This is a genomic window from Paracoccus aestuarii (assembly GCF_028553885.1).
Classification (GTDB): domain Bacteria; phylum Pseudomonadota; class Alphaproteobacteria; order Rhodobacterales; family Rhodobacteraceae; genus Paracoccus; species Paracoccus aestuarii.
Map to the genome: position 1 here is coordinate 1,869,565 of NZ_CP067169.1, position 19,183 is coordinate 1,888,747.

The 19,183-nt window shown below is 68.1% G+C and carries 17 protein-coding genes; 12 read left to right on the plus strand and 5 right to left on the minus strand.

Annotated elements, in window-relative coordinates; translation table 11 throughout:
* Window positions 1-13 precede the first annotated feature (13 nt).
* Window positions 14-1,348, plus strand: coding sequence for a branched-chain amino acid ABC transporter permease (locus JHW48_RS09525; RefSeq protein ID WP_119885919.1), 1,335 nt, complete (start codon window positions 14-16; stop codon window positions 1,346-1,348).
* A gap of 3 nt (window positions 1,349-1,351) precedes the next feature.
* On the opposite strand, the gene JHW48_RS09530 is transcribed toward JHW48_RS09525, so the two are convergent.
* Window positions 1,352-1,867, minus strand: coding sequence for a CAP domain-containing protein (locus JHW48_RS09530; RefSeq protein WP_170152272.1), 516 nt, complete (start codon window positions 1,865-1,867; stop codon window positions 1,352-1,354).
* Window positions 1,868-1,967: 100 nt separating this feature from the next.
* On the opposite strand from JHW48_RS09530, the gene guaA reads away from it, so the two are divergent.
* The 8 genes from guaA (at window position 1,968) to JHW48_RS09570 (ending at window position 10,054) form a co-directional block, all read left to right on the plus strand.
* Entirely contained in the window at window positions 1,968-3,527 is a 1,560-nt protein-coding gene (guaA, locus tag JHW48_RS09535) for a glutamine-hydrolyzing GMP synthase (protein ID WP_119885920.1), read from the plus strand.
* A gap of 60 nt (window positions 3,528-3,587) precedes the next feature.
* Window positions 3,588-5,111 (plus strand): cryptochrome/photolyase family protein, encoded by a 1,524-nt coding sequence (locus JHW48_RS09540; RefSeq protein ID WP_119885921.1) that lies wholly within the window; start codon window positions 3,588-3,590, stop codon window positions 5,109-5,111.
* A 57-nt stretch (window positions 5,112-5,168) separates the two neighbouring features.
* Window positions 5,169-5,966 (plus strand): GNAT family N-acetyltransferase, encoded by a 798-nt coding sequence (locus JHW48_RS09545; protein WP_119885922.1) that lies wholly within the window; start codon window positions 5,169-5,171, stop codon window positions 5,964-5,966.
* Window positions 5,967-6,033: 67 nt separating this feature from the next.
* Complete coding sequence (locus tag JHW48_RS09550; protein ID WP_119885923.1) at window positions 6,034-7,845, plus strand: M3 family oligoendopeptidase; 1,812 nt, start codon at window positions 6,034-6,036, stop codon at window positions 7,843-7,845.
* A 25-nt stretch (window positions 7,846-7,870) separates the two neighbouring features.
* Entirely contained in the window at window positions 7,871-9,052 is a 1,182-nt protein-coding gene (locus JHW48_RS09555) for a dipeptidase (RefSeq protein WP_119885924.1), read from the plus strand.
* A 4-nt stretch (window positions 9,053-9,056) separates the two neighbouring features.
* Window positions 9,057-9,440: a D-ribose pyranase gene (gene rbsD / locus JHW48_RS09560; protein ID WP_119885925.1), complete on the plus strand. Its 384-nt coding sequence runs from the start codon at window positions 9,057-9,059 to the stop codon at window positions 9,438-9,440.
* A gap of 64 nt (window positions 9,441-9,504) precedes the next feature.
* A complete protein-coding gene (locus JHW48_RS09565) occupies window positions 9,505-9,651 on the plus strand; it encodes an entericidin A/B family lipoprotein (RefSeq protein WP_119885926.1) in 147 nt (48 codons plus the stop codon).
* Window positions 9,652-9,775: 124 nt separating this feature from the next.
* On the plus strand, window positions 9,776-10,054 hold the full coding sequence (locus JHW48_RS09570) for a DUF6525 family protein (RefSeq protein WP_119885927.1): 279 nt from the start codon (window positions 9,776-9,778) through the stop codon (window positions 10,052-10,054).
* On the opposite strand, the gene JHW48_RS09575 is transcribed toward JHW48_RS09570, so the two are convergent.
* Complete coding sequence (locus tag JHW48_RS09575) at window positions 10,051-10,605, minus strand: TetR/AcrR family transcriptional regulator (protein WP_205961889.1); 555 nt, start codon at window positions 10,603-10,605, stop codon at window positions 10,051-10,053. The genes JHW48_RS09570 and JHW48_RS09575 overlap by 4 nt on opposite strands.
* An 84-nt stretch (window positions 10,606-10,689) precedes the next feature.
* On the opposite strand from JHW48_RS09575, the gene JHW48_RS09580 reads away from it, so the two are divergent.
* Both JHW48_RS09580 and JHW48_RS09585 read left to right on the plus strand, forming a co-directional pair.
* On the plus strand, window positions 10,690-11,772 hold the full coding sequence (locus JHW48_RS09580; RefSeq protein WP_119885928.1) for an efflux RND transporter periplasmic adaptor subunit: 1,083 nt from the start codon (window positions 10,690-10,692) through the stop codon (window positions 11,770-11,772).
* A complete protein-coding gene (locus JHW48_RS09585) occupies window positions 11,769-14,834 on the plus strand; it encodes an efflux RND transporter permease subunit (protein WP_119885929.1) in 3,066 nt (1,021 codons plus the stop codon). Before JHW48_RS09580 ends, JHW48_RS09585 begins: the two co-directional genes overlap by 4 nt.
* 10 nt (window positions 14,835-14,844) lie before the next feature.
* On the opposite strand, the gene JHW48_RS09590 is transcribed toward JHW48_RS09585, so the two are convergent.
* From JHW48_RS09590 to JHW48_RS09600, 3 genes are all read right to left on the minus strand, one after another.
* Complete coding sequence (locus JHW48_RS09590) at window positions 14,845-16,095, minus strand: urate hydroxylase PuuD (RefSeq protein WP_119885940.1); 1,251 nt, start codon at window positions 16,093-16,095, stop codon at window positions 14,845-14,847.
* Window positions 16,096-16,099: 4 nt separating this feature from the next.
* On the minus strand, window positions 16,100-16,453 hold the full coding sequence (gene uraH, locus JHW48_RS09595; protein ID WP_119885930.1) for a hydroxyisourate hydrolase: 354 nt from the start codon (window positions 16,451-16,453) through the stop codon (window positions 16,100-16,102).
* A gap of 175 nt (window positions 16,454-16,628) precedes the next feature.
* Entirely contained in the window at window positions 16,629-18,083 is a 1,455-nt protein-coding gene (locus JHW48_RS09600; protein WP_119885931.1) for a uracil-xanthine permease family protein, read from the minus strand.
* Between the two features lie 289 nt (window positions 18,084-18,372).
* Between JHW48_RS09600 and bhcR the strand changes: the two genes are divergently transcribed.
* Window positions 18,373-19,182, plus strand: coding sequence for an HTH-type transcriptional regulator BhcR (gene bhcR / locus JHW48_RS09605; RefSeq protein WP_119885932.1), 810 nt, complete (start codon window positions 18,373-18,375; stop codon window positions 19,180-19,182).
* Window position 19,183: the final 1 nt, after the last annotated feature.

Here is a 19,183-nt window from a genome sequence, read left to right on the forward strand (position 1 = left end):
GGGAGGGGATATCATGGCAACGAACCGTCAAGCCGCCACCGCCCACAGCCGCTGGCGCGCGCCGATCTTCTTCGCGATCCTCGCGGTCCTCTTCGTGCTGGAGGGCACGGTCAGGAACTCCATGTTCTCGGGCAGCTGGAACACCTCGCTGGCGATTTTGAACATGGGGCTGATCTCGGCCATCACCGCGCTTGGGGTGAACATGCAATGGGGTTATGCGGGCCTCTTCAACGTGGGCGTCGTGGGCTTTCTGGCCATGGGCGCGCTGGCCCCGGTCCTGATATCCCTGCCCCCGGTCGAGGGTGCGTGGGAGGCGGGCATCCCCCGCCTGGCGCTGGCGCTGCTGGTGGGCCTGGGCACGCTGGCCATGGCGCGGCTGGCTTGGGGCCGCACCCGCAGCGGCATCCTAACGCTGGCCGTGCTGATCGGCGGGTTCCTGGCCTATCGCTGGCTGTTCGATCCCGCCGTCACCGCGATCGAGGCGAACAACCCCGCCCGTCAGGGCAATATCGGCGGGCTGGGCCTGCCGGTCCTGCTGTCCTGGGTCGTGGGGGGCGTCTTTGCCGCCGCGGCGGCCTGGGCCATCGGCAAGGTCGCCCTGGGCCTGCGGTCCGATTATCTGGCCATCGCCACCCTGGGCATCGGCGAGATCATCGTGGCGGTGCTGCGTAACGAGGAATGGCTGGCCCGCGGGGTGATGAACATCACCTCGATCCCCCGCCCCGTCGCCTACGAGATCGAGCTGCAGCGCAACCTGGACTTCGTCGAGGCCGCGTCCCGGTGGGGCTTCGGCGCGGCCGAGGCTTCGGGGATCTGGGTCAAGCTGTCCTACATGTCGCTGTTCCTCGTGGTCCTGCTGGTCATCATCCTGCTGGCCGAACTGGCGCTGAAATCGCCTTGGGGCCGCATGATGCGCGCCATCCGCGACAACGAGACCGCGGCCGAGGCGATGGGCAAGGACGTCACCCGCCGCCACCTGCAGGTCTTCATCCTAGGTTCCGCCGTGATCGGGGTCGCGGGGGCGATGATGGTGACGCTGGACGGGCTGCTGGCGCCGACCAGCTACAACCCCTTGCGCTATACCTTCCTGATCTGGGTCATGGTGATCGTGGGCGGGTCGGGCAACAACTGGGGGGCGGTGCTGGGATCGGTGACGATCTGGTTCCTGTGGATCAAGGCCGAGGTCTGGGGCCCCGCCCTGATCGCCGCCATGACCAGCCCGATGGCGGACGGCCCGATCAAGGCGCATCTGCTGGACAGCTCGCCCCATATGCGCTTCATCGCGATGGGGGCGGTGCTGCTCCTGGTGCTGCGCTTCGCGCCGCGGGGTCTGCTACCCGAGAAATAGGGCTCAGCGGCAGTTGTTCCCCAGCACGGTGCTGTGCCACAACCGGCCATCGGCACCGCGCGCCACGCCGCTGCCGATCTGATAGCTCAGCTGGCCCAGCACCTGTTCGCGCTGCGGCCCCGGCACCAGCCAGGCACCGACCACCGCCTCGGGGCCGGCGCCGGTGCCGACCAGCTGGACCACCCCGCAGGTCGGATAGCCGACGGACCGCGCCCGATCGACCACGTTCGATCCGTTGGACCCCGCGACATCGGCCCGCCCCGTGCGGGCCATGTCGCAGGCATGGGCCAGCGCGATCCGGTCCAACCGCGCATCCGTGGCCAGGTCGCGCTTGCCCTCGGCCAGGCGGGCCGCGTTCACCGATTGCGACAGGCGCATCCCGGCCTGTTCGTCGCCCCGGCATTCCGTGGCCAGCGCCTGTTCGACCGGCGGCGTGGGCGCGGTCATCGCGGGGATGGTGACGCCTTGGCAGGCGGTCAGGGCGAACAGGCTGGCGGCGGCAAGGGCGGGACGGACCATGGCGGAACCTCGTGACTGGGATTGCCCCGGAACGTCCGATCGGGGCCGCGGGTCCGCGAAACCCTTGCGCGGGTCCGAAACCGCGCTTAAAGCGCAGGGCATGACCCAGCACCAGCGCCTTCTGATCATCGACTTCGGCAGCCAGGTGACGCAGCTGATCGCGCGTCGCCTGCGGGAACTGAACGTCTATTGCGAAATCCACCCGTTCAACACGCTGACCGACCAGATCCTGCGGGACATGGCCCCCAAGGCCATCATCCTGTCGGGCGGTCCGGCCAGCGTCACGGACGATGCCAGCCCCCGCGCGCCCCAGGCCGTGTTCGAGATGGGCGTCCCCGTCTTCGGCATCTGCTATGGCCAGCAGGTCATGATGGCCCAGCTGGGCGGCGCGGTCGAGGCGGGCCACCATGCCGAATACGGCCGCGCCTTCATCGCCCCCGCCCCCGGCCACAAGGGCGACGGCATCTTCGCGGGCCTCTTCGCCACTGGCCGCGAGGAGGTCTGGATGAGCCATGGCGACCGCGTCACGCGGCTGGCCCCCGGCTTCGAGGTGATCGGCACCTCGCCCAACGCGCCCATCGCGATGATCGCCGACGAATCGCGCCAGTTCTACGGCGTCCAGTTCCACCCGGAGGTGCATCACACCCCGAACGGCCGCACCATGCTGGAGAACTTCGTCCGGCTGGCGGGCTTCACCGGCGACTGGACCATGGCCTCCTACAAAGACGAAGCGATCCGCAAGATCCGCGAGCAGGTGGGCGACCGCAAGGTCATCTGCGGCCTGTCGGGCGGGGTCGACAGCTCGGTCGCCGCGGTGCTGATCCACGAGGCGATCGGCGATCAGCTGACCTGCGTCTTCGTCGATCACGGCCTTCTGCGCCTGAACGAGGGCGAGGATGTCGTGAAGATGTTCCGCGACAATTACAACATCCCGCTGATCCACGCGAACGAAAGCGACCTGTTCCTGGGCGCGCTGGAGGGCGTCAGCGACCCCGAGGTCAAGCGCAAGACCATCGGCCGGCTGTTCGTCGACGTGTTCCAGAAATACGCAAGCCAGATCGAGGGCGCGGATTTCCTGGCGCAAGGCACGCTCTATCCCGACGTGATCGAAAGCGTCAGCTTCTCGGGTGGCCCCTCGGTCACGATCAAGTCGCACCACAACGTGGGCGGCCTGCCCGAGAAGATGGGCCTGAAGCTGGTGGAGCCGCTGCGCGAGCTGTTCAAGGACGAGGTCCGCGAACTGGGCCGCGAACTGGGCCTGCCCGAAAGCTTCATCGGCCGCCACCCCTTCCCCGGCCCGGGCCTGGCCATCCGCTGCCCCGGAGAGATCACCCGCGAAAAGCTGGAGATCCTGCGCAAGGCCGATGCGGTCTTCATCGACCAGATCCGCAAGCATGGTCTCTACGACGAGATCTGGCAGGCCTTCGTGGCGATCCTGCCCGTCCGCACCGTGGGCGTGATGGGCGACGGGCGGACCTATGATTTCGCCTGCGCGCTCAGGGCGGTGACCTCGGTCGACGGGATGACGGCGGATTACTTTCCCTTCACCCATGATTTCCTGGGCGAGACCGCGACGCGGATCATCAACGAGGTCAAGGGCATCAACCGCTGCACCTATGACATCACCTCCAAGCCTCCGGGCACGATCGAATGGGAATGATGTCGCAGTGACGGAACGCGCGGGCCATCCCGCGCGTCCTGTCGTTTTCGGGGGGTGCCGATGCCGCGTCTGATCCTGGTCCTGGGCGACCAGCTGTCCCATGACATCGCCGCCCTGCGCGAGGCCGAACCCGGCGACATCATCGTCATGGCCGAGGTGATGGACGAGGCCAGCTATGTCCGCCACCATCCCCAGAAGATCGCCTTCCTCTTCGCCGCGATGCGCAAATTCGCGGCCGAGCTGCGCGGCAAGGGCCTGACGGTCGCCTACAGCACGCTGGACGACCCCGAGAACAGCCAGAAGATCGGGGGCGAATTGCTGCGCCGGGCCGCCGAACACGGCGCCTCCGAGGTGATCGCGACCGAGCCGGGCGAATGGCGGCTGATCACCATCCTGACCTATCTGCCGATCACCGTCCATCAGCGCCCCGACGACCGGTTCCTGTCCAGCCATGCCGAATTCGCGGCCTGGGCCGAGGGCCGCAAGGAATTGCGGATGGAGTGGTTCTATCGCGAGATGCGCCGCAAGACCGGCCTTCTGATGGATGGCGACACCCCCGAGGGCGGCCAGTGGAACTATGACCACGACAACCGCAAGCCCGCCCGTGCCGACCTCCTGCGCCAAGGCCCGCCGCGGTTCGAGCCCGATGCGGTGACCGCCGAGGTGCTGGACCTGGTCGAGGCGCGCTTTCCCGACAATTTCGGCCGCCTGCGCCCGTTCTCCTATGCCACCGACCGCAAGGGCGCGCTGAAGGTGCTGCGCCATTTCATCGACCATTCGCTGGACGAATTCGGCCCCTATCAGGATGCGATGCTGCAGGACGATCCGTTCCTGCACCACTCGATCCTGTCGCCCTATATCAATGCGGGCCTGCTGTCCCCGCGCGAGGTCTGCGAGGCCGTGGCCCGCGCCTATGCCGACGGCAAGGTGCGGCTGAATTCGGCCGAGGGCTATATCCGCCAGATCCTGGGCTGGCGCGAATACATGCGCGGGATCTATTTCCTCGAAGGGCCGGATTACACGTCGCGCAACGTGCTGGGCCATGACCGCGATCTGCCGCCGCTTTATTGGGGCGGGAAGACGCGGATGAACTGCCTGGCGCAGGCGGTGGGGCAGACGCGCGACCATGCCTATGCCCATCACATCCAGCGCCTGATGATCACCGGCAATTTCGCCCTGCTGGCCGGCTGCGATCCGCATCAGGTCCATGAATGGTATCTGGAGGTCTATGTCGACGCGTATGAATGGGTCGAGGCCCCGAACGTCATCGGGATGAGCCAATTCGCCGATGGCGGCGTGGTGGGCAGCAAGCCCTATGTCAGTTCCGGCAATTACATCAACAAGATGTCGGATTACTGCAAGCATTGCAGCTACAAGGTCTCGGCCAAGACGGGCAAGGACGCCTGCCCGTTCAACCTGCTCTATTGGGATTTCCTGGCCCGGCACCGCGAGCGGTTCGAGGGCAATCCCCGCATCGGCCGGATCTATGGGACATGGGACCGGATGGATGCGGACCGCCGCAAGACCATCCGAACTGAGGCTGCGGATTTCCTCAGGACGCTGGACGCGGGCGATCCGGTCTGACGGCTTGACGGCGCGCCTGCGCCCGGCCACGATCCGCGCGAAGCGGAGGGACATGGCATGGATTGCGCCTGCGGACATCATCATGACGGCGCGGCGCGCGACCTGACGGGCCGCGATCTGGGGTTGATGCCCGCACCCGTCGCGCTGCACGGGCGGCTGATCTGTCGCGACATGGGCCAGATGGCCACCGCGCTGTCGCTGCTGCCCGATCACGTGGCGGCCAGTCGGGCCGAGCCGGGCTGCCTGCATTTCCAGATCGACCAATCCGACGATCCGATGGTCTGGACCCTGTCCGAGCTCTTCGCCGACGATGCGGCCTTTGCCGCCCATCAGGCTCGCAGCGCGGACAGCCCCTGGGGCCGGGACAGCCGCGACATGGGCCGTGATTTCCACCGTTACGCCGCCCCCCTGCGCCTGCGCCCCGAGGCGCGGGCCGACCTGCCCGGGCTGGACGCCCTGCTGCGCGCGGCCTTCGGCGGCAACGCCGAGGCGCAACTGCTGCGCGATCTGCGGCAGGCGGGCGATCTGGCGGCATCACTGGTGGCCCATGCCGACGGGGTGCCTGTGGGCCATGCCGCCCTGTCGCCCTTGGCGGCCGAACGCCCCGCTCTGGCCTTGGCGCCCGTGGCCGTCCATCCCGCGCTGCAGGGCCGGGGCATCGGGTCGGCGCTGGTCCGCGCCGCGTTGCAAGCTGCGGGCGATCATGCGGTCGTGGTGCTGGGCGATCCGGCCTTCTATGCCCGGTTCGGGTTCCGGCCCGCGGATCTGGCCTCGCCCTGGCCGGGGCTGATGATCCGGGGCGACCTGCCGGCGGGCAGCGCCGTCGCCCATGCCCCGGCCTTCGCGGGGGCGTGACGCCCTTGCACCCCGCGCGGCCAGGGTCCACATCAGGACCTGGCAAGACATACGGAAAGGATACAGCATGGCAGGCATGGTCTTCGACGCGGCGGAACCGGCAAAGGGCGAATTCGGGACCCTGCCCGAATGGGACCTGACGGACCTCTATCCCGCGCCGGACAGCCCGGAACTGGCCGCCGACCTTGCCGCGCTGGAAACCCGCACCGCCAGCTTTGCCCAGGCCTATCAGGGCCGCCTGGCCGATCTGGCCCCGGCCGAGATGCTGGACTGCATCATCGCCTATGAGGCGATCGAGACCCTGTCGGGCCGCATCATGTCCTATGTCGGGCTGCGCTATTACCAGAACACCACCGATCCGCAGCGCGCCAAGATGCTGGGGGATTACCAAGCCAGGCTGACCGACATGACCACGCCGCTGGTCTTCTTCAGCCTGGAGTTCAACCGCATCCCCGACGCCACCTACGAGGCCGTCTTCACCGCCCCCGAGGGCCCGGCCCGCTACAAGCCCGCCTTCGACCGGCTGCGCGCGATGCGCCCGCACCAGCTGTCGGATGAGCTGGAACAGTTCCTGCACGACGCCTCGGTCGTGGGGGCCGCCGCGTGGAATCGCCTCTTTGACGAGACGATGGCCGGCCTGACCTTCGAAGTCGAGGGCGAGACCTTGGGCCTGGAGGCGACGCTGAACCTCTTGACCGACCATGACCGCGTGCGGCGCGAGGCGGGGGCCCGCGCGCTGGTCGCGGTCTTCCAGCAGAATGTGGGTCTGTTCACGCGCATCCACAACACGCTGGCCAAGGAAAAGGCCATCGAGGACAAATGGCGCAAGATGCCCAGCCCCCAGCATGCGCGCCACCTGTCCAACCATGTCGAACCCGAGGTGGTCGAGGCCCTGCGCAACGCCGTCACCGCCGCCTATCCGCGCCTGTCGCATCGCTATTATGCGCTGAAGGCGAAATGGCTGGGGCTGGACAAGCTGCAGGTCTGGGACCGCAACGCCCCCCTGCCCACGGAAACCCCGCGCCTGATCGACTGGCCCGAGGCGCAGGCCACTGTGCTGGACGCCTATGCCGGTTTCTCGCCCGCGCTGGCCGAATTGGCGCAGCCCTTCTTCGACAAGGGCTGGATCGATGCGGGCGTCAAGCCGGGCAAGGCGCCCGGCGCCTTTGCCCATCCCACGGTGACCACGGTCCATCCCTATATCCTGCTGAACTATCTGGGCAAACCGCGCGACGTGATGACCTTGGCGCATGAGCTGGGCCACGGTGTCCACCAGCGCCTGGCCGCCGGTCAGGGCGAGATGCTGTCATCCACCCCCCTGACCTTGGCCGAGACCGCGTCGGTCTTCGGCGAGATGCTGACCTTCCGCGCGCTGCTGGCCAAGACCACCGATCCCGCCCAGAAGAAGGCCCTGCTGGCCGGCAAGGTCGAGGACATGATCAACACGGTCGTCCGCCAGATCGCGTTTTATGATTTCGAATGCCGCCTGCATGCCGCCCGCGCCGAGGGCGAACTGACCGCCGACGACATCAACGCGATCTGGATGGCGGTCCAGCATGAAAGCCTGGGCCCGGTCTTCGAGTTCATGCCCGGCTACGAGACCTTCTGGACCTATGTGCCGCATTTCGTGCATTCGCCCTTCTACGTCTATGCCTATGCCTTCGGCGACGGGCTGGTGAACGCGCTCTATGCCGCCTATGAGGACGGGCTGCCCGATTTCCAGACCAAGTATTTCGAGATGCTGAAGGCCGGCGGCTCCAAGCATCATGGCGAATTGCTGGCGCCCTTCGGGCTGGATGCGTCCGACCCGGCCTTCTGGGACAAGGGCCTGTCGATGATCGAGGGGCTGATCGACCAGCTGGAAGCCTTAAAGGGCTGAGCCTGCGGGCCGCGGGGGGAATGCGATGATCAAGAAGCTGCTGCTGGGAGTGGCCCTGGTCCTGGGCCTGGCGGTCACCGCCTTCCTGCTGCTGGCGCCGGCTGCGGTCGAACGGGGCCTGAACCCCGTCACCATGCCCGGCGAGGGCTGGCCCGTCAGCGCCGAGGCCCAGGCCCTGCATGACCGGCTGGTCATCGGCGACTGGCATTCCGACGCGCTGCTGTGGAACCGCAACCTGCTGAACCGGGCGCGTCAGGGCCATACCGACATCCCCCGCCTGCAGGAGGGGAACATGGCGCTGCAGGTCTTCACGACGGTGACCCGCAGCCCGCGTGGCCAGAATTACGACCATAACGACACCGAGGCGGGCGACAACATCACGCCCCTGTTCATCGCCCAGCTGCGGCCGGTCCGGGCGTGGTTCTCGCTGCGCGAACGGGCGCTGGTCCAGGCCGAGGCGCTGCACCGCGCCGCGCGGCGCGACCCGGACCGCCTGCGCGTGATCCAGACCCGCGACGACCTGGCCCGCCTGCTGGAGGACCGTGCGGCGGGCGCGACCGTCATGGGCGGCCTCTTGGGATCCGAAGGCGGCCACCCGCTGGAGGGGGATCTGGCCAATCTGGACGTGCTGCATGCGGCGGGCTTTCGCCTGATGGGGCTGACCCATTTCTTCGATAACGAGCTGGGCGGCAGCCTGCATGGCGAGGGCGGCAGCGGTGCGGGCCTGTCGGATTTCGGCCGCCAGGTGGTCGATGCGATGATGGATCGGGGGATGGTCATCGACGTGACCCATGCCTCGCCCCAGATGGTGCGCGACGTGCTGCAGATCCCCGGCACGCGGCCGGTCCTGTCCCATACCGGCATCCACGGCCATTGCCCCAGCCCCCGCAACCTGCCCGACGATCTGGTCCGCGACATCGCGGCGGCGGGCGGGATGATCGGCATCGGCTTCTGGTCCGACGTGGTCTGCGGCCGGACGCCCGACGACGTGGCCCAGGCCATCGTCGCGGCCATCGCGCTGGTGGGGGATGATCACGTCTCGCTCGGGTCGGATTGGGACGGGTCGGTGGACACGCCCTTCGACGCGGCGCATCTGGCGGCGCTGACCCAGGCCCTGATGGATCGCGGCCTGTCCGAGGACCGCATCGCCAAGGTCATGGGCGGCAACATGATGGCCTATCTGATGGAAACCTTGCCCGAGGGGTGATGCGATGAAACGAGGCGCGCTGCTGCATGCCGAGACCTCCGGTCTGGTGGCCGGGCTGGGCCATGGCGATCTGCTGGTGATCGGGGATGCGGGCCTGCCGGTGCCGCCCGGCGTGCGGGTGATCGACCTGGCCGTGACGCGCGGCGTGCCGGGGATCTTCGACGTCCTGGATGCCGTCCTGTCCGAGATGGTTGTCGAATCCGCCCTGTTGGCGCAGGAGGCCGACCCCGCCCTGACCGCCCGGTTCCGCGACCGCGCCATCGGCTCCGCCACCATCCTGACGCATGAGGACTTCAAGCTCCGCAGCCGTTTCGCGCGGGCGATCCTGCGGACCGGGGAATGCACGCCCTATGCCAATATCGGGCTGATCGCCGGGGTCGCATTTTAGCGCGGAACCGATCCCTTCCGATTGCGTTGCAAAACCAGATGCTTACCCCAGAGGAGACTGAGCGATGCAGAAGAAGTTCCTTGGCCTGAGCGCCGTTCTGGCCGTGATGACGCTGACCGCCTGCGAGACCGTCCAAGGCGCCGGCCGTGACATCCAGACCGCCGGTCAGGTCGTCCAGACCGAAAGCCGCCAGGTCCAGGCCGGCATGTAAGCCCGCCACCGGACCAGTGACACGCCCCCGCCGGGACCCCTCGGCGGGGGCGCTTTCATGCGCGGGGCCTTGCGCGCGACGTAATCATATCACATAACGTATCCGCCACCTGCCGGAGGATGCCATGACCCCTGCGCCCCAATCTGCGCCCCAATCCCTGCGCGCCGCCAATCTGGGCCGGACGGCCCTGCCCCGCCGCAGCCGCAAAGTCGATCCGATGCAGACCTATGACCGCCTGCCCCCGGCGCTGCGCCATTGGCTGGCCCACGCGGCGCGGCCTTGGTCGCCCGCATCCTGCCTGGCGATCTGGCGCCGGTCGCGGGCGCGCGGCTGTTCGCCCGACAAGGTCATCGCCCGCCTGGCCCGGGCCGAGGCGCAGGCCCTGCGCCGCGACGCCCTCTAGCTCCGCCGCCGTTCCTGCAATTCACGCAGCAGCCAGGCCTGGATCTCGTCCACCTCGGGTTCGGTCAGCACCTCGGTGCCCAGCAGCGTCATCGCGCGCAGCCCGTGGATGACCAGAAAGGCCGCCGTCGCGAAATCGGGATCGCTGGAATTGCCGCGGATGCGCTGCAGGAAATCGCGCTCGCAGGGGCCGACGCGGTCCAGCAGCTGGGGGTTCTGGGCCAGCGCCGCCAGCAGCCCCGACGAGGGCGGCACGCCCGCGCAGCGGTCGTCGCGGAACTGGGTCAGATAGGCGCGCAGCAGCTGATCCGGCCCTTCGGCCCCCGCCGCCTGCAGCGCCGCATCATAGCTGTCCAGATGGCTGGCCACCAAGGCCTCCAACAGCTTTTCCTTCGTCGGGAAATGATAGAGCAGCCCGCCCTTGGACACGCCCGCCTCGGCGGCTACCGCCTCCAGCGACAGCTGCCCGGGGCCAAGCCGCCGTGCCAAGGTCTCGGCCGCCGCCAGCAGGCGGTCGCGGGTGGCGGGGCGGTTGGGCTGCTGCGGGGGCACGGGGCCTCACTTTCCGTTGACTTGACCGTCCGGACGGTATAGCGGCCGCAGTGATCCCGCAAGCCTGCCGACAGGATTTCATCAATGATCAAGCGTTTCGTGATTGCCGTTCTGCTGCTAGCCGTGATCGGCGGGGGGCTGGTGGGGTTCAACCTGTTCCGCGACCGCATGATCGGGGAATTCCTGGCCAATCAGCCCGAACAATCCTATCCGGTGGAAACCGCCTTGGCCGAGGCCGTCAGCTGGGAACCCGCCCTGCAGGCCATCGGCACGGTCTTTGCCGCCCAAGGCGTCGATCTGACGGTCGAGACGGCAGGCATCGTGCGCAGCATCGCATTCGCCGCCAATGACGAGGTCGAGGCGGGCCAGCTGCTGGTCCAGCTGGATGACGAGGTCCAGCAGGCCGACCTGGCCGCCGCCCGCAGCCAGCTGTCCCTGGAACGCACTACCCTGACCCGCGAGGAGGAGCTGGAGACCCGCGGCGTCGCCACCTCGGCCCGGCTGGACCAGGCCCGCGCGGGGTTCGACGCGGCCGAGGCGCAGCTGGCCCGCGCCGAGGCCGTGATCGGCCAGCGCCGCTTGGTCGCGCCCTTTGCCGGCACGATCGGCCTGCCCCGCGTCGATCCGGGCGCCTTCGTGGCGACCGGCACCACCATCGCCACGCTGCAGGATCTGGACAATATGCGCGTCGATTTCAGCCTGCCCGAACAGGACCTGCCCCGGCTGGCCATCGGCCAGGCGATCGCCATGCGCATCGACGGCGACGACCGCGATTTCGCGGGCCGGATCACCGGCATCGACCCGCAGGTGGACGCCGCCTCGCGCATGGTGGCGATCCGCGGCACGGTGGACAATCCCGACCGCGCCCTGACGCCGGGCCAGTTCGCCCGCATCCGCATCACCCTGCCCGCCGAGGACGGCGTGATCGCCCTGCCCCAGACCGCCGTCATCAGCAGCCTCTACGGTGATTTCGCCTATGTCGTCCGCCCGCGCGAGGATGACGCGGATGTGCTGGAGGCGCGGCAGGTCTTCGTCACCCCCGGCCGCCGCAACGGAACCCTGATCGAGATCCGCGACGGGCTGGACCCCGGCGACCGCGTGGTCGTGGCGGGTCAGAACCGGCTGTCGAACCGCAGCCGCGTCACCTTGGCCGAGGGCACGGAATGAATATCGCGGCCCCCTTCATCAAGCGTCCCGTCGGCTCCAGCGTGCTGGGGATGATGATCATCCTGCTGGGCATCCTGGGCCTGGCGGGGCTGGAGACGCGGCAATATCCCCGCGTCGACGAAACTGTCATCACCGTGACCACCGTCTATCCCGGCGCATCGGCGGACCTGATCCAGGGCTTCGTGACCGCCCCCATCAGCAGCGCCGTCGCCACCGCCGAGGGCGTGGATTACGTCACCAGCCAGTCGCGGCCATCCGCCTCGATCGTGTCGGTGAACATGAACCTGGGCGAGGATCCCGACACCGCCCTGACCGAGGTCATGTCCAAGGTCCAGGAGGTCCGGTCCCGCCTGCCCCAGGACGCCCAGGATCCCAGCATCGTCAAGGGCACCGGCATGACCTTCGCGACGATGTATCTGGCCGTCCAGAACCCGGCCATGTCGGCCGAGCAGGTCACCGAATACATCGAACGCGTCATCGTCCCGCGCATGTCCACCATCGAGGGCGTCGCCGAGAGCGAGGTCATGGGCGCGGCCACCTATGCGATGCGCGTCTGGATCGACCCGGTGCGCCTGGCCGGCCACGGGCTGACCGCCCCGGAGGTCGCCCAGGCCATCGGCAATTCGAACTTCCTGGCCGCGCCCGGCCGCACCCGGGGCGATCAGGTCGGCTATGCGCTGACCCTGCAATCCACCCTGCAATCGCCCGAGGCCTTCGGCGAGATGCCGGTCTCGGGTTCGGGGACCGAGGTTGTGCGCCTGCGCGACGTGGCCGAGATCGAGCTGGCCGCCGCATCCAGCGACATGGTCGTGACCTTCAACGGCCGCCCCGGCACCTTCATCGGCGTCTTTCCCACCCCCGGGGCCAACCCGCTGGACGTGTCGGCGGCGGTCCTGGCGGAACTGCCCTCGATCCAGGCGGGCCTGCCCGACGGCATGACGCTGGAGCTGATGTATGACGCGACCGAACAGATCGCCGCATCCATCAACGAGGTGCTGCGCACCATCCTGGAGGCGACGGTCATCGTCGCGCTGATCATCCTGATCTTCATGGGCTCGGTGCGGTCGGTCTCGATCCCGCTGGTGGCGATCCCGCTGTCGCTGGTCGGCACGCTCTTCATCCTGTTCGCGATGGGCTATTCGATCAACCTGCTGACCCTGCTGGCGATGGTGCTGGCGATCGGGCTGGTGGTGGATGACGCCATCATCGTGGTCGAGAACGTCCAGCGCCATATCGAGGACGGCCAGTCGCCGCGCCAGGCCGCCTTCACCGCCATGCGCGAGCTGTCGGTCGCGATCCTGGCGATGATGACGACGCTGTTCGCGGTGTTTTTGCCGCTGTTCTTCTCGGGCGGGCTGACGGGGGCGCTGTTTCGCGAATTCGCCGCCGCGGTGGCGGGGGCGGTCGCGATCTCGGGGTTGGTCGCGCTGACCATATCGCCGATGATGGCCGCCCATGTCCTGCGCCCGAGCGGGGGCGAGAACCGGTTCCAGCGCGCCATCAACCGCAGCCTGACCGGGCTGGAGGGCTGGTACACCCGCCGCCTGACCGGATCGCTGCGCTTTGTGCCGGTGACGATGCTGATGGTCGCGGTGCTGTCCGGGCTGACGGCGTTCCTCTTCGTCAACACCTCGTCCGAGCTGGCACCGGAGGAGGATAGCGGCGCGCTCTTCAGCTTCATCAACGCGCCCTCCTATGCGACGGTCGATTATACCAGCCGCTATGTGGCCGAGATGCGTGAACGCACCGCCGACCTGCCCGAATTGGCGGCGAATTTCTCGGTCGTGGGCTTCGGGGGGGCCACGAACAGCGGGATCATGCTGTGGGCCTTCGACGATTGGGCCGAACGCGACCGCAGCCAGGCCCAGATCCAGCAGGACCTGCAGGGCCGCATCGCCCCCATCGCGGGGCTGCAGGCCTTCGTCTTCGCGCCGCCCTCGCTGCCCGGCGCGGGGGGCGGGCTGCCCATCGGCATGGTGATCCAGTCCACCGGATCTCCCGCCGAGGTCTATGAGATGGCCGACCGCATCCGCCAGGAGGCCCAGGCCTCGGGCCGGTTCCTGGTCGTGCAGAACTCGCTGTCCTTCGACACGACCCAGCTGGTCGTGACAATCGACCGCGACCGCGCAGCGGCGCTGAACCTGCCCGCCGCCCAGATCGGCCAGGCCTTGGGCCTGATGGTCGGCGACGGCGCCACCGGCCAGTTCGACCGCGACAGCCAGAGCTATGACGTCATCGTCCAGGTCCCCCAGGAATACCGCGATTCCCCCGAAGCCCTGGGCCAGATCTATCTGCGGTCCCTGTCGGGGGACCTGGTGCCGCTGTCCGCCGTCGCCTCGATCAGCGCCGAGGCCGCGCCGCAATCCATCGAACAGTTCAACCAGCTGAACTCGGCCACGCTGACCGCCCTGCCGATGATCGGCACCTCCACCGGCGACGGCCTGGCCGCGCTTGAGGAGATCGCGCAGCGCCACCTGACCGACAGCTTCTTCGTCGATTACGAGGGCCAGTCCCGGCTGGAGGTGTCCGAGGGCAACACGGTCCTGGTGGCCTTCGCCCTGGCCATCGTGGTGATCTATCTGGCGCTGGCCGCACAGTTCGAAAGCCTGCGCGACCCGCTGATCATCCTGATGTCGGTGCCGCTCACGGTCTTCGGTGTGATCGTGCCGCTGAACTTGGGGCTGGGGACGCTGAACATCTATACCCAGGTGGGGCTGATCACGCTGATCGGGCTGATCACCAAGCACGGCATCCTGCTGGTCGAATTCGCCAACCAGCTGCGCCGCGGGGCGATGCCCGACCGCCGCGAGGCGATGATCGAGGCCTGCCGCCTGCGCCTGCGCCCGATCCTGATGACCACGGCGGCCACCGCCCTGGGCGTCGTGCCGCTGATGACGGCGGATGGGGCGGGCGCGGCCGCGCGCTTCGCGATGGGGCTGGTGATCTTTTCAGGCATCACCGTGGGCACGGCCTTCACGCTCTTCGTGGTGCCGGCCTTCTATCTGCTGATCTCGCGACGCGAGGTCGCGCCGGAACCGGAGCCGGAACCCAGCCCCGCCTGACAGGCGCGGCTCACAGCCCCGCGACGCCCCGCATCCCCACCTCGCGGAACCAGCGGCGGATCTGGGCGCGTTCGTCATCGCCCATATGGGTGATGTTCGCCGGCGGCATCGCATCCGTCAGCCCCGCCTGCAGATAGACCTGATGCGCCGCGCGGGCGATGTCGGCGGGCGTCTCCAGCAGGACGCCCTTGGGCGCGACGCGGATGCCGTCCCAGACCGGCTCGCGCGCATGGCACATCGAACAGCGCCCGATCACCGCATTGGCCGCATCGTCGAAGCCATCGGCCGCGGCAAAGCGCGCCTCGACCGGGGTCAGGGGCCGGGCCATGGATTCCTCATAGCTGTCCTGCTTGACCCCGATCGAGGCCAGCCACATGACCCCGATGAACAGCATCGCCGTCACCGCCCAAGTCCACCAGCGATAGCCCTGGCGCGCATGCATGCTGTTGAAGAAATGCCGGATCGTCACGCCCATCAGAAAGATCAGCGCCGCGATCAGCCAGTTCCATTCGCTGGCGAAGGCCAGCGGATAGTGGTTCGACAGCATCAAAAAGATGACCGGCAGCGTCAGATAATTGTTATGGGTGGACCGCAGCTTGGCGATCTTGCCGTATTTCGGGTCCGGCGCGCGCCCGGCCTTCAGGTCGGCCACCACGATGCGCTGGTTCGGCATGATGATCAGAAAGACGTTGGCGGTCATGATCGTCGCCGTGAACGCCCCTAGATGCAGCAACGCCGCCCGGCCGGTGAAGACCTGGTCATAAGCCCATCCCATCGCCACCAGCGCCGCAAACAGAAGCAGCATCAGCACCGTCGGCCGCTGGCCCAAGGGCGACTTGCACAGCCCGTCATAGATCAGCCAGCCCACCGCCAGCGACCCGCCCGAGATCGCGATCGCCTGCCAGATCGCCAGATCGGCCTTGCCGGGCTCGATCAGATAGAGGTTCGCCCCCGCCCAATAGGTGACCATCAGCAGCGCCGCCCCCGACAGCCAGGTGGCATAGCTTTCCCATTTGAACCAGGTCAGATGCTCGGGCATCCGCTCGGGCGCGACCAGGTATTTCTGGATGTGATAGAAGCCCCCGCCATGGACCTGCCATTCCTCGCCATGGGCGCCCTTGGGCATGCCCGGCGCCTTCTGCAGACCCAGATCCAGCGCGATGAAGTAAAAGGACGACCCGATCCAGGCGATGGCCGTGATCACATGCAGCCAGCGGATGGCGAATGACAGAAAATCCCACAGGATGGCGGTTTCCGGGATCATCTCAGCTGCCCCGATAGGTCGAATAGCCGAAGGGGGAAACCAGCAGCGGCACGTGGTAATGATCGTCCTGCGACATGCCGAAGCGGATCGGGATCACGTCCAGGAAACGCGGGCTCTCGGGCGCGATGCCTGTGGCGTCCATCCAGTCCCCGGCACGGAATTCCAGCTCATAGGTGCCGGTGGCGAAATCCGCCTCGGGCAGGATCCGCGCATCGGTGCGCCCGTCCGCATTGGTGCGCATCCGCGCCAGCTCCTCGCGCGCGCCGCCATCCAGGCGGAACAGCACGATCTCCATCCCCTCGGCGGGGCGGCCCCGCGCGGTGTCCAGAACATGGGTCGTCAGATAGCCCGGCATCGCAGCCCCCTCTCGTCGTCTTTTCCCCGTGATACCCGATCCGCCCCGCATCGCGAGCGTCCTGCACCAAGAACCAGTCTATAGATTTCGTGAAGAATACCCAGCAGCCCGACCCGGCCCCGCCGAGGCGGGAGAAAGGGCGCAAGGGCGGTCGCAGGCCGCCCTTTCCGCAGGATCAGCGGTTCCGCAGCCCCGTGCCATGCCCGCGCAGCCCGCCCGAGACCTCCTCGGTCGCCTCCTCGGCCAGCTCGCGCGGCAGGATCAGGTTCAGCACGATCGCGATCACCGCCGCAGGCAGGATGCCGGACGCGCCCAGCACCCGCAGCGTCTCGGGCAGATGCTGCAGCGCGTCCACGCCACCCGGCGCGGTGCCCATCGCCTCCAGCTGCAGGCCCAGGCCCACCGACAGCGCGACCGCGAAGACGACCATGTTGCGCCGGTTCCAGGACACGTCCGACAGCATGGATATCCCCGCCGCCACGACCATGCCGAACATCACGATGACGCCGCCGCCCAGCACCTCGATCGGGATGGTGCGGATCAGCGCGCCGATCTTGGGCACCAGCCCGCAGAGGATCAGAAAGACCGCGCCGATGGTTACCACATGGCGGCTCATCACGCCGGTCATCGCGATCAGCCCGACATTCTGGCTGAACGAGGTGTTGGGCAGACCGCCGAATATCCCCGCGACCGCCGTGCCGACGCCGTCGGCATAGGTCGCGCCCTCGATCTCGCGGTCGGTCGCCTCGCGGCCCGCGCCGCCCTTGGTGATGCCCGACACGTCGCCCACCGTCTCGACAGCCGAGACGAAGGCCATCAGGCAGAACCCGATCACCGCCGCGACCGAGATCTCGAACCCGTAGCGGAACGGCATGGGCAGCGCGAAGGCCGCCGCCTGGCTCCAGGATCCGGTGATCGCCCCCACCGGCAGCTTGCCCGTCACCAGGCAATAGACATAGCCCGCAGCGATCCCCACCAGCACGGCGGAAATCGACAGCATCCCGCGCGCGAAGAACTTCAGCCCCAAGGTCACCACGATCACCACCAGCGCCGCCGACCAGCTGGCCCAGCTGCCATAAAGATCGGACCCCTGCGCCTTCAGCGGCACGCCGCCCGCCGCATATTCGATGCCCACCTTGACCAGCGCCAGCCCGATCATCAGCACGACCAGCCCCGTCACCAAGGGCGGCAGCGCAAAGCGGATGCGCCCGATCACCAGGCCCAGGGCGGCATGGAACAGCCCGCCGATCAGCACGCCCGTGAACAGCGCGGCCAGCCCGTCCACCCCCTTGCCCGCCACCAGCGGGATCATGATCGGGATGAAGGCGAAGGACGTCCCCTGCACGATCGGCAGCGCCGCCCCCACCGGTCCCACGGTCAGCGTCTGCAGCAGCGTCGCCACCCCCGCGAACAGCATGGACATCTGGATCAGGTACAAAAGCTCCGGGAAATCCGGACTGTTCGAGCCGAAGCCGAACCCCGCCGCCCCCGCCACGATGATCGCGGGCGTCACATTCGCCACGAACATCGCCAGCACATGCTGGATGCCCAAGGGCACCGCCGACCACAAGGGCGGCATGTAGTTCGGATCGCGCAGCTGTTCCGGCGTGCCGATTGCGGAATGTCTCATCTTGGTCCCCCGTGTCTGGCGGACAGACTGGCGCCGATGCGCCGCTCTGCAAGCCCCGCCCCGATATCCCGCCGCGATCCCTTGCGAATCTGCCCGAAAAGGCGGCAGAACATCCCTCCCGGCGGTCAGCCTGCCACAGGGCCGGTCCCGTCACAAAGATTCTGGAACTTGGCGGGGAATGGCCGGATAAGGGACGACAAGCATCGAACCGGGGTTTTTGCCGGGAAACCTGGCGATCCGGCGCCCATTATATCCCTGCGCGCAAGACGCCATCTACGGAGCCGATAAAATGGCCGATCCAACCCGCCGCCGCGGCCGCCCGCCCAAGGCCCAGCCCGACGCGCCCGGCACCGTCCAGGCGCTGGACCGGGCGCTGGACCTTCTGGACCTGCTGGCGGCCCGCCCCGGCCTGACCCTGTCCGAGATCGCCGACGCGGCGGGCCAGCCCCCCTCCAGCGTGCATCGGGTGCTGCACACGCTGGCCGCGCGGGGCATGGTGGAAAGCGACCCGGCCACCCAGGCCTGGAATATCGGGGCCCAGGCCTTCCGGCTCGGATCGGCCTTCATGCGGCGCTCGGGCCTCCTGGAACGCGCCCGCCCGATCATGCGCACCCTGATGGAGCATACGGGCGAGACCGCGAACCTTGGGATCCTGCAGGGCGAACATGTCCTGTTTCTGGGCCAGGTCGAGACGACCGAGACGATCCGCGCCTTCTTTCCGCCGGGCACGCGCTCGCCCCTGCATGCCTCGGGGATCGGCAAGGCGCTGCTGGCGCATCGGCCCGACAGCCTGCGGGTGCTGCTGCAGACAGGCGGGCTGGCACGGTTCACCGACACCACCCTGACCGATCCCGACCGGCTGCAGGCCGATCTGGCGCGCATCCGGCATCGGGGCTTTTCCTTCGACGACGAGGAACGGTCGCGCGGAATGCGCTGCATCGCGGCCCCGGTCTTCGATCTGTCGGGCGAGGCCGTGGCCGGGATCTCGGTCAGCGGCCCCACGCAGCGGATCGGGGCGGAACATGTCAAGACGCTCGGCGCGGTGGTGGCGGCCGCGGCCGCCGCCCTGACCGAGGCGCTCGGCGGTCCGACCGCCTGAG